13 protein-coding genes and 1 pseudogene are annotated in these 15,273 nt (G+C 53.4%); 8 read left to right on the top strand and 6 right to left on the bottom strand.

Annotated elements, in window-relative coordinates:
* Position 1 precedes the first annotated feature (1 nt).
* The gene (locus ACYAC5_RS22550; RefSeq protein ID WP_462063122.1) at positions 2-1,150 is read right to left on the bottom strand and encodes an acyl-CoA dehydrogenase family protein; all 1,149 of its coding nucleotides are present in this window, start codon (positions 1,148-1,150) and stop codon (positions 2-4) included.
* A gap of 200 nt (positions 1,151-1,350) precedes the next feature.
* Here ACYAC5_RS22550 and ACYAC5_RS22545 point away from each other — a divergent pair, with 200 nt between their 5' ends.
* Positions 1,351-2,409: an ABC transporter substrate-binding protein gene (locus ACYAC5_RS22545; RefSeq protein ID WP_210080245.1), complete on the top strand. Its 1,059-nt coding sequence runs from the start codon at positions 1,351-1,353 to the stop codon at positions 2,407-2,409.
* 66 nt (positions 2,410-2,475) lie between these two features.
* On the opposite strand, the gene ACYAC5_RS22540 is transcribed toward ACYAC5_RS22545, so the two are convergent.
* The 3 genes from ACYAC5_RS22540 to ACYAC5_RS22530 all read right to left on the bottom strand — a co-directional run bounded on the left by ACYAC5_RS22540 (position 2,476) and on the right by ACYAC5_RS22530 (position 5,728).
* Positions 2,476-3,525, bottom strand: a complete 1,050-nt coding sequence (locus ACYAC5_RS22540; RefSeq protein WP_192412839.1) for a PLP-dependent cysteine synthase family protein — start codon at positions 3,523-3,525, stop codon at positions 2,476-2,478.
* 111 nt (positions 3,526-3,636) lie between these two features.
* Complete coding sequence (locus tag ACYAC5_RS22535; RefSeq protein WP_137386995.1) at positions 3,637-4,644, bottom strand: ABC transporter permease; 1,008 nt, start codon at positions 4,642-4,644, stop codon at positions 3,637-3,639.
* Between the two features lie 10 nt (positions 4,645-4,654).
* Positions 4,655-5,728, bottom strand: a complete 1,074-nt coding sequence (locus ACYAC5_RS22530) for an ABC transporter substrate-binding protein (protein WP_462063119.1) — start codon at positions 5,726-5,728, stop codon at positions 4,655-4,657.
* Between the two features lie 194 nt (positions 5,729-5,922).
* Between ACYAC5_RS22530 and ACYAC5_RS22525 the strand changes: the two genes are divergently transcribed.
* Positions 5,923-6,699, top strand: a complete 777-nt coding sequence (locus ACYAC5_RS22525; RefSeq protein ID WP_137386993.1) for an ABC transporter ATP-binding protein — start codon at positions 5,923-5,925, stop codon at positions 6,697-6,699.
* Positions 6,700-6,732: 33 nt separating this feature from the next.
* Here the strand turns inward: ACYAC5_RS22525 and eptA are convergent, their stop codons facing one another.
* A complete protein-coding gene (gene eptA / locus ACYAC5_RS22520) occupies positions 6,733-8,376 on the bottom strand; it encodes a phosphoethanolamine transferase EptA (RefSeq protein ID WP_277975294.1) in 1,644 nt (547 codons plus the stop codon).
* A gap of 327 nt (positions 8,377-8,703) precedes the next feature.
* On the opposite strand from eptA, the pseudogene ACYAC5_RS22515 reads away from it, so the two are divergent.
* The 5 genes and pseudogenes from ACYAC5_RS22515 to ACYAC5_RS22495 all read left to right on the top strand — a co-directional run.
* Positions 8,704-8,925, top strand: a pseudogene (locus ACYAC5_RS22515) (SRPBCC family protein); the annotation flags it as partial.
* A gap of 225 nt (positions 8,926-9,150) precedes the next feature.
* Positions 9,151-10,623, top strand: a complete 1,473-nt coding sequence (locus tag ACYAC5_RS22510) for an OmpA family protein (RefSeq protein WP_462063117.1) — start codon at positions 9,151-9,153, stop codon at positions 10,621-10,623.
* Between the two features lie 15 nt (positions 10,624-10,638).
* Positions 10,639-12,213: a hypothetical protein gene (locus ACYAC5_RS22505; protein WP_271460327.1), complete on the top strand. Its 1,575-nt coding sequence runs from the start codon at positions 10,639-10,641 to the stop codon at positions 12,211-12,213.
* Positions 12,214-12,217: 4 nt separating this feature from the next.
* Positions 12,218-13,054 (top strand): hypothetical protein, encoded by an 837-nt coding sequence (locus ACYAC5_RS22500; protein WP_277975296.1) that lies wholly within the window; start codon positions 12,218-12,220, stop codon positions 13,052-13,054.
* A gap of 276 nt (positions 13,055-13,330) precedes the next feature.
* Positions 13,331-13,705 (top strand): CDI toxin immunity protein, encoded by a 375-nt coding sequence (locus ACYAC5_RS22495; RefSeq protein WP_110867228.1) that lies wholly within the window; start codon positions 13,331-13,333, stop codon positions 13,703-13,705.
* Between the two features lie 155 nt (positions 13,706-13,860).
* Here ACYAC5_RS22495 and ACYAC5_RS22490 read toward each other — a convergent pair whose 3' ends face one another.
* Positions 13,861-14,337, bottom strand: coding sequence for a GNAT family N-acetyltransferase (locus ACYAC5_RS22490; protein ID WP_271460330.1), 477 nt, complete (start codon positions 14,335-14,337; stop codon positions 13,861-13,863).
* A 299-nt stretch (positions 14,338-14,636) separates the two neighbouring features.
* Between ACYAC5_RS22490 and ACYAC5_RS22485 the strand changes: the two genes are divergently transcribed.
* Complete coding sequence (locus tag ACYAC5_RS22485; RefSeq protein ID WP_462063115.1) at positions 14,637-15,239, top strand: LysE family translocator; 603 nt, start codon at positions 14,637-14,639, stop codon at positions 15,237-15,239.
* Positions 15,240-15,273: the final 34 nt, after the last annotated feature.

The following is a 15,273-nucleotide window of genomic DNA, read 5'->3' as shown; positions in this document are numbered from 1 at the left end:
GTCATGATGTACTCCTCTCAGCAGAAAGGGCGGATTTGCCCACGGAAGTGAAAATAGCGTCGTCCTGCGGCGTATGAATGCGGCCGCACAACACGTTACGTAGGTGACGTTGTAACGGATGGTGGCGCGTCAGCGCGTGGTTGCCAATGCTTTCGACCATCAGCTGCACACTGCGAATGGCGTTTTCGGTTACCACCTGTTTGATTTGTGCGGCATGTCCGCTGGCGATGTGGCCGTGGGCGGCGCTGCTTAGCATAGTTTGACTGGTAAACAGCAGCGTATCGATGCGGCCAACCAGCTCCTGGAAGCGCGGCAATGATGCCAGCGGTGCGCCAAGATTGGCCGGCACGCGCTGCTGCAAAAAGCCGATAAACCAGTCGCGCGCGCTGTGCGCAATGGCGTCGTACAGCGAACCGAGCAGCACCGCCATCCAAACTGATTCTTCTTCGTTGAGGCCCGCTCGCGGCGTGCTCCACGGCGCGACGTTGACCGCGTGATCGAGCGGGATCAGCACCTCGTCCAGCACCACTCGATGGCTACAGGTGCCGCGCATGCCGAGGTGATCCCACTCATCAATAATGTGGATGCCGGGCGCGTTGGCCGGCACCAGATAGCCGCCGACCAGCGGATCGGCATCGTCGCTGCTGGCCCACACCAGAAACCAACTCAGTCCATAGCTGCCGGTGGAGTAAATCTTCTCGCCGCTGATGCGCCAGCCTTCAGCGGTGCGGCGTGCGCGGGTGGCGGGCAATCCGCCGCGCGCGGGCGTGCCTAATTCGGGTTCGACGCGCAGCGCATTGATCAGCGCACCGTCGCGAATCACGCTCTCCGCCACCCTGCGGCGCACCGCGTCTGGCCAGTTTGAGCTGTCGTCGAGGCGACGCGTGTTGAGATACTGCATGATGAGGATCAGCGCTGCAGAAGGTTCGCCGCGCGCCACGGCCTGGATAATCGCCTGGCTTGCCAGCAGATCGCCGCCGCTGCCGCCCGACGCCGTCGGCAATACAAAATGCAGCAAGCCATGCTGCTGCAACACGCTAAAAGCGGTTTTAGGAAATTCGCCGCTGCGATCAACCTCTTCAGCGTCTTTTTCTAAGGCCTGAATAATCACCGGCAATATTTCAGCCAGAAAGGGCGGGTTATTTGCCATGCGTTATTAATCCCCTTATTAAATCAGGCTTAATTGTTTCCTGTTCTGCCACCGCTGTAAAAGCAATAAACCGGCTATATACATGCGGAATCGGCATAATTATGCCGCCGGTGGAAGTGTTAATTTGCAATGGCTGTTTCTGCGCGAGCCATTAATTAGGGTCAACACCTTCACCTGCATTTATTTTTGGGAGTCATTTAATGCCAAATAATTATTTAGTTTCCCGTCGGCATTTTCTGGGATATTCCGCCGCTGCGGCGATGGCGGCAACGTTACCGGGCCGCGTGTTTGCCGATGATCATATGGCGGGCATGCAGATGCCCGGCGATTTACTGCAAGATGGCCCCGGAAAATGGGCGCTGGCGAAGCCAACGCATGTGCGTCTGGCGGTCAATCTCAACGCCATCTGCCTTGCGCCGGTAGTGGTGGCCGATCAGCATAACTTCTTTAAAGCGCACAACCTGGAAGTGGAGTTCGTTAACTTCGGCAACTCCACCGAACTGCTGCTGGAATCCATCGCCACCGGCAAAGCCGAAGCCGCTATTGGCATGGCGCTGCGCTGGCTGAAAGCGCTGGAGCAGGGCTTTGACGTCAAACTCACCGCCGGCACGCATGGCGGCTGTATGCGCCTGCTGGCGCGCGATGGCGGGCCGACCACGCTGGAGCAGCTGAAAGGCAAAACCATCGGTGTCACCGACATGGCGGGCGCGGATAAAAACTTCTTCTCGCTGATGCTGAAAAAGCACGGCGTCGATCCCAATACCGATGTCGACTGGCGCGTGTTCCCGCAGGATTTGCTGCCGATGGTGCTGGAGAAGGGCGAGATTCAGGCCGCCAGCGGTTCCGATCCGGTGATGTGGCGCTTAACCCAGAAGCCGGGCTACCGTGAGATTGGCACCAACTTAATGGACGAGTACGCCAGACTGAGTTGCTGTGTGGTGGGCACGCGCGGCAGTTTGATTCGCGAGCAGCCGGAAGTGGCGGCGGCGATCACCCACGCGATTTTGCAGGCGCATGCTTATGCGGCCAAACACCCGGAAGCAATTGGCAGCGAGTTTAACGGCCAGGCACTCAACACCACGCCGCAGGAGATCGCCAGCGTGCTGAAAACCCATACGCACGGACACTATTCGGTGGGGAACGCGTTTGTGAATGAGATCGACGTGTATGCGCGCGATTTAAAGGCGATCAACGTGTTACGACCGGAAACCGATCCGCTGCTGTTTGCTAAGGGGATTACCAGCAACGTGCTGGTTTAAATTGAAATCGCGCCGCTAAGAATACATGCAGGATTCTGTAGCGGTGCGATTTATCGCGCATTATTTTCAGGCGATTTTCCTGGAGGTTTGCACGGCGCTCGCCAGCTTCAGCGATTCGGCTGGTACCTGATGCGCGAACAGCTGGGTGGTTAAATAACTGCTGCCGCCATCAGCCAGCAACACCACAATGCGCTTGCCACGGTTCTCCGGTCGCGCTGCAACCTGTTGGGCCGCCCACAACACTGCCCCGGACGAATCCCCTACCAGCACACCTTCGCTCAACGCCAGCTGCCGCGCCGCTGTATACGCCTGCCAGGTTTCCACCGCGATCACTTCATCGTAAACGCGGTGATCGAGATTGGCAGGAATACGCTCAGGCGTCTGGTTGCTAAACGCATGCACGCCGGTGATCTCCAGTGGATCCGGACGCAGTTCGCTCGGCTGTGAACCCACGCCCGGCTCCACGGCGATAACCTGTAATCCCGGATGCTGCTGTTTGAGATAGCGTCCGGTGCCGGAGAGCGTGCCGCCGGTGCCGACGGCGGCGATAAAGATATCCAGCTCGCCGCCGCTGTCGCGCCAGATCTCCGGCCCGGTGGTGCGTTCATGCACCGCCGGATTGGCCGGATTATCCAGCTGCAGCAGGAAGTGCACTTCCGGTTCCGCTGCGGTGACCTGCTCGGCCAGCCATTTGGTGGCGGCGACGAAATCGCCGTTGCTGGCATCGTAAAACGCTTTGAACCCTTCAATGGTGCTGAACGGCACCACTTCGGCACCGTACGCCTGAATAATCTGGCTGCGTTCGATGCTAACAAAATCATTGATATAGACGCGGAACTTGTAGCCTTTCGCCGCCGCAATCGCCGCTAACCCAATGCCGGTGTTGCCGCTGGTGGTTTCAACCAGCGTATCGCCGGGCTGAATAATGCCGTTGCGTTCGGCGGCTTCAATCATGCTGAGGGCGATGCGATCTTTCACGCTGTGATTGGGATTAAACAGTTCGAGTTTGGCGACCAAATCGGCCTGAATATCGTGTTGCTGTGCGAAGCGAGACAGGCGCAGCAGCGGCGTGTTACCAATCAGTTCAGTGATAGAAGCAGAAATTTTTGCAGCCATAATCGACCTCATAAATAGATGAGATGAGCCTGAATGATTGCACGATAAATCGCGCCGCTACGGATGGGTGCACATACCGTGGCGGCGCAATTTATTACGCAATGTATGTCGTTACCATTTCACCGCGCTGCGCTGCCATGACAACAGGCGATCGCGCACCAGGAACAGCAGGGAGATCAGCGAAGAGAACAGCAGCGCCATCACAATCAGCGCGGCGTACATATTGGCGTAAGCCGCCCAGCCTTGCGCCCACTGCAGATACCAGCCGAGCCCGGATTTCACGCCCATCATCTCCGCCGCTACCAGCACCGAGAACGACGCGCCCAAACCCATAAACAGGCCAACAAACAAGTGCGGCAGCGCTGCCGGCACCGCCACGCGCAACACGAGGAACAGCGAATTGGCACCGAGCGTGCGCGCCACATCGTAATAACGCGTATCAACGCTGGAAACGCCCGACCAGGTTAGCACCGTCACCGGGAACCAGGTCGCCAGCGCAATCAGAAATACCGCCGCCGAGAAGCTTGACGGGAAGAAGTAGAGCGACAGCGGCAGCAGCGCGGTAGAAGGCACCGGGCCAAGGAAGCGCAGAATCGGATGCACCCAATAACCCAAGCCGCGCGACCAGCCAATCGCTACGCCGGTAATAAAGCCGACCACGCTGCCGTAGATAAAGCCGAAGGCCAGCAGACGCAGCGAATTGAGCACGCTATCCAGCAGGCGCGGCCAATCGGTGGCATAGGCTTCGACCAGCGCACGCGGCGGGGCGAAAAACGGCGCCGGCAGCAGCGCCAGTTTGCCGGTGACGGTTTCCCACAGGCCGATCAGCAGCGCCAGCACAATCAGCCACGGACCGCTGCGTTTGAGCGGCGCGAGTAAGGTCAGTCGCGGGAACAGACCCGAGGCAATCGCCAGCCCGGTGAGAAGCAGCGCGATGGCGGCAAACAGCTCGTGCGTTTCATTGACAAAGCGCGGGGCGGCAAAACCCTGCGGCTTATCCGGCACCGCCACCATCAGCGCGACCAGCGCCCACCACAGCAGGAGTGCACCCCAAACCGCCGGTTGAAGGCGGCGCGGCACATCACGGTTGCGGGCAATCGTCAGGGTTTCACTGGCCATTCTCGTCTCCTTAACTCGACATGTTGCTCATGTGCGCCATGTTGCTGGCGTGCTGATGGGCGGATTCCGCCGGCAACAGCTCCGGCACATAGTGTTCGGCGAAGCGCTGCGCATCGGTATCCGGGCGGATCACGTTGATTTTTTTCAGCTCATCGATATAAACCGCCACCTCTTTGCGCAGCTGCACGCCGGTGGAGTGATGACTATGAGTGTGCTCTTTCAGCATCGCGGCGATATCCTCCACCGCAACGGAGCCGGGCACAAACGGCTGGAAGATTTTCGCCGTCTCGTCCGGATGTTCGGCGGTCCACTGCTGCGCATCGACAATCGCCTGAGTGATAGCACGCGCGGTGGCGGGATCGTCACGTACCAGCGAGCCGCGCAGGCCCAGCACGCAGCAGGTGAGGTTGGCGTATTCGCCTTTCAGGTTGTTATCGACTTCCACCAGGTTGTGCTGCTTCTTCAGCAGCCAGCCCTGTGGATCGTCGGTAGCCAGCGCCTGCACTTCGCCTTTGCGCAGCGCTTCGCCAAACAGGTCGGGCGGATATTGCAGCCAGTTGACCTGCTTATCGGGATCGATGCCCTGTTTCGCCAGCTGAATGGCGAAGAAGTTGCGAATCGGGCTGGCCTGATCGCTGACCGCCACCGATTTGCCCACCAAATCTTTCACATCGCGGATGCCGCTATTTTGCGCCGCGAGTAAACGCATGCAGCCGCCGTGCGTGCCGACGGTGAGATCCACATCAAAACCCTGCTCCAGCGGTTTCAGCCAGCGCAGCGCCATGCCGATGCCGCCATCGGCCTGGCCGGTGGCAATCGCCTGTAACAGCGCATCGGTGGGGCCGCTGAAGTTCACCGGCTCAACATTCAAGCCGTACTTTTTAAAGAAGCCTTGCTTCAGCGCCACCGAAATCGGTGACTGACACACTGCGGTTTGCCCCCAGGCCAGCTTGATGGTTTTGAGGGATATTTCGTCGGCAAACACGTTGCTGCTCAGCAACGGATTCACCGCCACGCCGGCACTAAAGAGACCCAGCCCGCGTAATAACGCGCGGCGGCTCAGAGAGAATTGTTGCAATGCCATCCTGTCTTCCTTGTAGATAAAGTTCACAGGCACTATGGCAAAGGCAATTAGCGCGACCAAATAACAATCCCGCATGACATCATGCAGTTTTTCATTATGAATATTTGCGGATAGGTTTGCCGAAATGGCTATTTCAGTGTGGGAAAGGCGAGGCTTATGCTTTATTTCTTAGCAAATCAAGCAGGAGCGAAAATATGGCTACCACTTCGGCGGGCGTTAATATTGCGATTGAGAAGGTGAATCATCACTTCACCTTAGAAGGCGAAGATTTACCGGTGCTGGAGAATATTAATTTGCAGGTAGAGGCCGGTGAATTTGTCGCGCTGCTGGGGCCGTCCGGCTGTGGCAAATCGACGCTGCTGCGTTTGCTGGCAGGCCTCGAACCGCCCGCCAGCGGGTTACTGGCGGAGGAGGGCAAAGCGATCACCGCGCCCGATCCGTCGCGCGTGGTGGTGTTTCAGGATCCCACGCTCTATCCGTGGCGCACCGTCTATGACAACGTCGGTCTCGGTTTGCAGATTCGTGGGGAGAGCCGGCCAGTGCGCGAACAGCGTATCAACGCGATGCTGGATCGCGTCGGCCTCAGGCAGTTTGCCCGTGCCTGGCCACATCAGCTTTCGGGCGGTATGGCGCAGCGTGCAGCGCTGGCTCGCGCGCTGGTTAACGTGCCGCGTTTGCTGATCCTCGATGAACCGCTCGGCAAGCTCGATTCCCTGACGCGGTTGCGGATGCAGCAGGAGATTGTCGACCTGTGGCAGGAGCAGCAGTTCACCACGCTGATGGTGACGCACGATGTTGAAGAAGCGTTGGTGATGGCGAATCGCGTGGTGGTATTCAGCCCAAGACCGGCGAAAGTGGTGGATGTGATCGAGGTGGATCTGCCGTGGCCGCGCCGTCGCGATGATCCGCAGCTGGTGGCGCTGCGCAGCAGGATATTGGATTTGTTGGGGGCGGATCGGGTAGCTGCGTGATGTGGGTCGCCATTCATGGCGACCTTCTGGCATTTACCCCTGCACGATCCGGCAACCGGCCAAAATATCATCCGCAGGTTGATACTCGCTGGTTTGAATCCCCGTCAATCCCAGCACGGTGGAGAACAGATTATCCTGCGAATAACCCTGATGCGCCGCTTGTTTATCGACACAGCGTTTACTCACGCCATAACGCTGCTGGTAATCTGGTGACAGCCAAATCAGCATCGGCACATGTTTCTGCACATCCGGTGCAATCGCATACGGCATACCGTGCAAATAAGCGCCATTTTCCCCCAACGACTCACCGTGATCCGATAAATACACCAGGCTGGTGGTGTATTGATCCTGATGCGCCTTCAATACATTGATCGCCTTATCGACAATGTAATCGATATACAGAATGGTGTTGTCGTAGGTATTCACCAGCTGCTGTTGCGAACAATCCTGAATTTGATTGGTATCGCAGGTCGGCGTGAATTTTTTAAACTGCGGCGGATAACGGTTGTAATAGGTTGGGCCGTGACTGCCAATGGTATGCAGTACGATCACGCCGTTGCCTTTGAGGTTTTTAATATAGTCCTCGATACCGTGAAATAATACCTCGTCATAACACTCCCCATCGTGACACATATTCGGCAGATTCAGACTGGTCATATCCTGATGCGGGACGCGATCGCAGGCACCTTTACAGCCGCCGTCATTGTCATTCCATAAAACCTGCACGCCGGCGCGCTGGATAATATCGAGCATGCCTTCCTGATGTTCAGCGAGCTGATCGTCATAATGCGCGCGCGGCATATTCGAGAACATGCATGGCAAAGAGACCGCAGTAGCGGTACCGCAGGATTGCGTATTGGGGAAATAAGAGACGTCATCTTTCGCCAGCAACGGCGTGGTTTCGCGGCCATAACCATTAAGCTGGAAATTCACCGCGCGCGTGGTTTCACCCACCACCAAAATCGTTAGATTGCGCTTTGCACCCGCCAGCATCTGCGGCTTTTGTTTGGCATCTAAGCCAATTTTCACCAGCGGCAAATTGGCGGTGCGGCTGTGGCGATACCAGGAAAGTGTCGCCACAATGGAGTTCGACGGGCTGAGCGATTTGATCAGCTCTTTTTGGTTACGAAACAGCGAGGCGTAATCCTTATAGAAAAATGTCGCCACCAGGGCGATGCAGATGACCGACACCACAATTGACGCGGCGCGTTTGGCGATGTTTTTCCACAGAGGTTCGTTATGTTTAATCCGAATCCAGAATACCAAAAGGGCAGCGAGCAGGCCGCTGCCACCCAGCGTGATAATTAACTTAGGCGACAATAGAGCAAAGGACTCGGACGGTGTGGTATCCAGAATATTCACGATCATCGAGCGATCAATAACAATGCCGAAGGTCCAGATGAAATATTGCGCAGCCGCCGCCACTAATACGAACAGCGCAAGAATAAGCCGGTCAAGCCAAACAAAAGAGGCGAGGGTGGCGATAATATTGATCACGCTAAATGCCACCAGCGGCATTGAGACGAAGACGAATATCGTGCGCAGCGTATCAAGCGGCATTGCTGCAATCACCTGACGATAAAAGGCAATATTCAGGAACACCGCAATATAAATTGAAAATAGCGAAATAAACGTCAGCCGACTTAGCGTCGGTCTTTTGCGCAGCGAAAACGTCATTGGTCCATCCGTAACAGTGAAGATGGCGCCAGATTAAGAAAAGAAGGTTAAGTCAACCTTAGGCTGAATCCTTTGAGGCAGATTTATCTTTAGACAGCATCATTGCGGCTGACCGTGGTGAACAATAATTCGCGCAACCAGCGATGCCCGGCATCGCGGTGCGTTCTTTCATGCTACGCCACGGTTTTGGTGAAGCCTGAATCTCCAGCGGCGGCGCGCGCGTCCCATCGCATTCAAAGCCGCATCGGTGACGCCGTGAAAATTCCCGCCGAGATAAGACACCAGCGCGTGATTCTGTGCGCAGAAGTGGTTAACGTGAGATTTCCAGGGTGGGGCAGCGACGATCGTCTGGACGTGCTGCATGCATGGTTGATCGAAGATCTTTCCGATAATCGCGTGCGCCTCCTGACGCAGGAAACTCAAAACGGCAAACCGGCGGTTGAGCCGGCAAAAGCGCAGGCGAACCCGATGATTAACGGCCATCAGGATTGGCGTTTGGTCAAACTTGCCACGCGTGCCCATATTCATCAAACACCTATTGCGCGATAAATCGCGCGGTGATTAGATAATATTACTAACGTAATTTCATCACTTCCTCCTGCGTCAATCCGTTTTAATCCTCTATCTCCTTGAATAGAAGAAATTCTCCACTGAGGTCTAAAGTCATCGGCATTGCTGCCGATACAAACCTGTGAATTTTTTTTATCAATTAGCCTCAACCATTAATCATTGTTTCCTCCGCACGACAGAGGATTTTTCAATCAAGGATTTGATGTGAATTTACCCTTTTCTAAAAAAGCTGCATTCGTGCTGATCGCCGCTTCTCTGACTTCCAGTTGTGCCTCAATGAATGACTTTGCTCGTGATTACGGTACCGCTGCCGGTTGTATCGGCGGTGCCGCACTGGGTGGCGGCATCACTTATCTGGTGACTCACGACGCCAGGAAAGCCCTGGTGGGTGGACTGGCAGGCGGCGTAGCGGGATGCGTGGTCGGAAACGTTTGGCAGAATCGTGAACAGGCTCTGGCTAAAGTCGCCGAGGAAGAAAAAATTCGCATCAGCACTCAGGCGCTTAAGGCGCAGGAGAACAGCAAGCAGGAGCCGGTTGGGATTGTTGCACAAGTTGAGGACGGTACCATGTTCGCCATCGACAGTGCAGAACTGACCAGCAGCGGCATGCGTCAGGTGCAAAAAATTGCCACAGCGATGAAAGGCGGCCAGCAATCCTCCAACGATGTTTTGCTGGTGGTGGGACATACGGACGCCACGGGCAACGCCGAACACAATCAGCAACTTTCTGAAGCGCGTGCCCGCAACGTTGGGCTGGTACTGGAGCAAAGTGGCATTAAAGCCAGCCAACTCTATTTCCAGGGCGTGGGTTCCTCACGTCCACTGGCGGATAACGATTCCCTTTCGGGTCGGGCACAAAACCGCCGGGTTGAAATCGTGGCGTTGGCGAATGAAGCACTGTTACGCCAACGTCTGGCGCTGGAAAGCAATAACCCACTGTATTTGCGCCACAGCTCTGCTGCTGAAAATACGCTGGCGCGTACTTCAACCACCAGGGCGGCACCACGTATAGCGAGCAAGAAGGCTGCGACTAAAAGCGTTGAAGTAAAAGCGCCGGAAGTGGTGACCCAACCCACTCAAGCCATTGCTGAGAGCAATCCCGTTAACTTTGTCGATTTTGGTGGCAAGCCCACCAGCGCAAAGGTTACGGGTCTCGCCAGCAACTTAAAGCCGCTGTCGCAAGGTTTCAGCCTGATTAGTCAGGCGCAGGCCAGCAGTGTCAGCGGTAGCTGTCTCACCGATCTTCCCCGCGTCAGTGGGCTGGCTAAGAATTTAGCCAGCGGTAAGGCGATCGATCAGCATGATACGCGGGAATATCTGCCCAATATGAACGGGCGCGCGTGGGCTGGATTGGTGAATGGCAACCTGGTGACATTGACGCCAGTGTTTGTTCTCAAGGAGGGTGCCGTGGTGACGCAAAACCCTCAAGTGCTCATCACGCCAAACTATGCGCAGGGCAACCGCAAGGCGCTACAAGGCATGGCAAGTGTCGCCAACAGTTGGGAAGGTGAAGACAGCATTCTTTACCGCGTCTACATCGCCGATGCCCAGCATCAACCGATCTCCTGCGTCGACCTCTTGCTGCCGAAATCGGGCAAGCCTGCGCAACAAGGACAGCTCTTTTATAGCAATCATCGTCAGCCGTGGCTGGCCAATTACGCTCCTCAGCGTGGATAAACGGATAAAACTCTTATGGAAATTTTAGATACCTTAATGCAGGCGATCGCCACCTATCGCTACATCTTCTGGCCGCTTTTCGGGCTATTGGCGCTAACACTTGGCGTGATCAAATGGTGGGATCAAGTTCGTTACTTCTTTCTCAACCTGTTTTGTTCCCTACCGCTCTTTGGCCACATCACCCGTTTGTCGCGTAGCCATGAATCTCGCCGTGCGGGCACCGGCGGACGCATCTGGCATCCGGCTGAAGAAGCGTTGTGTGGCAAGTTTTATCAATTTCATAGCATTTCAAACCGCGATGCCGATTTTTATCTGCGCTGCGTTAACTATCTGAACAAAGTGGATGAGCGGGGCCGCAAACCGACCAGCGTGGTGTTGTGGTTATGCAGTATCGCCCTCGTCATTCTGGAGGCCTTTATCTTTGCGCTGGTACTTTCGCCATTCATTGCCAACAACATCTCTGCGAACCAGGCGGAGCTGTCGGCGATTGTGGTTTCGGTGCTGATTGGTGTGATTTTAGTGCCCGCAACGCATTTAATGGGCACGCAGTTACACAAAAATACGCTGCTGAGCAAAATCCGCTACTGGCATAAAGAAGCGCGTCTGGAAGGCCATGCGCAGGCGTTGGTCAAAGACAACCGCGTCTCGCTGGAAAACAGCCGCATTGACGATGACGCACCAAGCTATTTGCAAATGCTCAACCGTGTGAACCACGGTATTGGCGCAAAACCGCAATATGTACAAACGGTTGTGACGCTGCTGCTGATCGTCACCTTTGCGGTAGGCGCCTATTTCATTCGTGCGGCAACCATTAATGCCGCCGAAACCCAGGCCGTTAATGGCACGCCGTTCAGCCAAACCAGCGCGGCGAGCAACGCTTCACCTTTTGAGTTGCCACAGCAAGCGGTGGAAGATAATCAGCTGGCTGATAAACAAGCGGCGAAAGAGGTCAGTGACAACCGCGTGTTCGCCTCCAAATTGACCTTCATTATTTTGTCGGTGATTTTCATTGGCGTGCAGATTATCGGTATTTTGATTGGTTATTACCGTTCTCTGGTCGGCATCGAATCGCGCCTGGCGGCGAAATATATTGGTAATTTCAGTAGCTCTGAAGAGTTTGCCGCGTGGTACGCCATGCGCCGTGAGCGCGTAGAGCGTGATGCGCAGGATAAACTGGCAAGCTTGCAGAATCGTATGGCGATGCAACGCGCCAGTAGCGCCAGCATTGCACAAACTGATGTTCGGACCTTCGACGATTACGTGCGCGGTAAGCAGCGCGATAAAGCACTGGCTGACGATCAGCATCAGCAATTTAACGCCACGCGCGCAACCGTTGCTCAAGAGCGACCGGTACATCAGCCAGAACCGGCTTTAGTATTTGAACCTACAACGCCAACACCTGCACCGGTGGCACTGCAAACGGCACCTGTTGCTAACGCCGATGAAAAGGCGCGCATCGCGGAGTTGGGCGATTTGACAGCCTTAGATGATGAAGAACTGCGTTTGGTGGCTGAGGATTTGGGTCTGCCAATGGAAGCACTGCTCAGTCGTCGTAAAGTGCAGCGCGTGCTTAATAAGGCCAGAGGGTAATCAGGTGAAGATCAGCAAATGGTGTTTGCTGCTGTTAGCCGGGGTGAGTGCCCTGGCGCAGGCTGCGGATCGCAACGATATCCCGAGCTGTTATGACTATGCCAAACTCAGTCAATATCGCCCGGCCAACAGCGGTCGTGAGCTGGTGGTGATTATTGATCAAACGGTTAAAGTGCCGCTGCAGATCAAAAATGCCAGTTGGCAGCAGATTATGCGTTTTAGCCAGCCCGGCGATCATGTGGTGCTGTATCAGTTCTCGGCGTTGTTGCAGAACAATTTCATGCAGCGCTTATTTGATGGACGTCTGGAGCCGCTACTCACGGACAAGAAGATCCGCGACAATCAAGGCATGGAGAGTTTGAAGAACCTCGACAAATGCCTGAGTGAGCAAAAGCAATATTTCGCGAGCGCAATGGGTGGGTTGATGGCAAAAAGTTTCGCTGAGAAGGGCGATAACATCGCTAAAAGCGAGATCCTCGATAGCCTGAAACGCATTAGTCACGATCTTGAGCAGGATGAAAACGCGTCACGCACTCTGTTTCTGATCTCCGATATGTTGGAAAACAGCGCTTTTGATAGCTTCTATCGCAATAACGCGCTGCGTTTGCTTTCGCCTGAGAAAGCGTTGCAGCAGGTTAAACAGCAGAATTTGTTAGCGGATTTTGCCGGCGCTAAGGTATTTGTCGCAGGTGCAGGATTGATTGATACCGACGCGAAAAATAATTATCGCTCAGGCAAAATCATTCAGCAGCTTGAGATATTCTGGCGCGACTATTTTACTGCGTCTAATGCAGAGTTAGTAAGTTTTGGTGCACCGGCGTTGAATGTAGATTTGCAATAAATTATTCAGAAACGATGTATTCACTGCCTCAACGTCTGGCCAGGGCAGTGAATATGAGTCGTGACTTCGTTACCATAATGGTTTTAGGGTGGATTACCCATGTTCATCTGCTCACCGTTGATCTGGGTAAAGCGCTTTAACATCTCCCGCATCTGGCATTGAAAGAATGTGTGCATATGGCAAGGTCCGCTATGAGTGAGGAGCGGAAGTTCATAATTTTTTCGACAATCTTCTAAGCGGTTATGCTAGAAATAAACAGCTACAAAGGGAATGGACATGACATTGTTTGAAGAATGTAAGGAATTGCTCAAGGCAGATTTTGATGTTGTGGAAGGAGATGATTTGAGCATGGTAATGGATATTTTTCATCAATATCCATGGCATAGCGGTAAAATTATGTGGCATGAAATGGAATTCAGCGATCATGAAATTACTGATGAGATGTTTAATGGGGGCGGCTTAGGTAATGAAACTGTATTTGTCATAGCGGATGATGCTAATGTGCCTGTGTTCAAAACGCATCTACAACTCATTGTCGATAATATCTACGATGTTATCTCCATATCATCTAATGTCTTTATATTTAATGATAATTTAATGATGCAACCATTATTTCCTCACGATTTTATACGGTTTAGTTTGCGAAAGTGATTCGCTGAAGTTCTGGCCAGAACCCCGCATATTAGTACATTCCGATGTTAGCAATGTCTGCTTTTAGCACGTAGCTGACCATCGGACTGAACTGAAGGTCCGCTGCGAACGAAAGCAGGCGTAGTTTTCAATTGCTGATTCTTTTATTTAATATCCTAACGCACGATTGACTTGCTCATATTGATACCCGTTACTCCAAAACCGCTGCTCTCGTATACATGGAAAGCACGAGCATTATCTCCAGCTACGCGTAGTCTAATCTCTTTAAAACCCTTATCCTGAAGATCCTCTTCAAAAGCGCGAAGAGCCTGTTTACCCAATCCCCCTCCCTGAAGTGAATTAAAAATATGAAAATCATAGATAAATACTGTGCGCATTGCCGCGTCTGGTTTGTACCAGAGATAGCCTACGTGCCTCTCAAATACATCTAATTTCGCGAAAATGGACAGTAAAATTTGCCCGTGCGTATTCACTCCTTCCGCAAGCAACTTTGATATTTCCTGCCTGGCCATCGTTAGAGAATCACTTTTAGACATTCTATAATTTGACGCTATCTCAATTGCATAATCAGGAATAAAATATTCCAGATAAGCAGAGTACTCTTCTTCTGTCATTGAGCGAAACGAGACCATCTTTTAATCCTTATTGAGGAAGTCATACAGACAGAAAGGGCCATACTAATAGCGCCAATACCAGTGTAACGTCAAATTATTCGTTTATGGAATAACAACACTTCCGATCGATTACATGAAAGTGATACTCAATGTCCGCTTCTGGCACGAAGCGGACAAGCTAACTGAGTCGAGGTCGCTATGAGCGAAGAGCGGACTTTTAGTCAAAAAGATCCCCGTTTTTGCTTAGCTGAACATTGCCTATATGCGAAACGCTTGCACTGGCAATTTCAGAGAGTGCCAATTACTATCCAGAATCTATGGATATGAACATTTTGGGCTTTATGCCAGCCTTACTCCCTGTTGCCCTGTCTCCCGGAGCGAGCTTCACTCTCGTTATGAACAGTGCTCTGACAGGAGGTAACAAAGGTTTATTTAGAACCCTCGCCGGAACCGCTCTGGGCATATATACCCATGCAATTTTTATAGGGTTTGGTATCACGGCAGTGCTCATCTCGTCGTCAGCAGCGTTTGCTGTGCTTAAAGTAACCGGAACTGTCTATCTGCTTTGGTTAGGCGCGATGCTTATCCGGAGAGGGATAGCGGTAAATTCAGGCGGGTTTACTGGTGCAAAGCATTCCGTGACTTTAAAAGAGGCTTGGCTGGCTAATGTTTTGAACCCTAAAGCCATCCTTTTTTATTTGACGGTCGTTTCACAGTTCGCAGGCGCGAAGGGTGGCGTTTACAACTACCTTATACTGGCATCAGTTCATATAGTGGTTATGAGTATCTGGCTTTTTGCAATCACTCAAACGCTCATATTCTCAGCCAAAAAAACTAACCCGCGAATGCTGCAAAAGTACGTCAACATTGTCGGCGGGATAATGCTCATAGCTGTTTCTCTGCACAGCCTTATCGATTAACTCCTTAGAAATACCGTTGTTCCTGATGGTCTCT

It is taken from the genome of Pantoea sp. y20 (genome assembly GCF_054903455.1).
The sequence above is the reverse complement of the archived record's forward strand: the minus strand, read 5'-3'. Positions and strand labels throughout refer to the sequence as shown.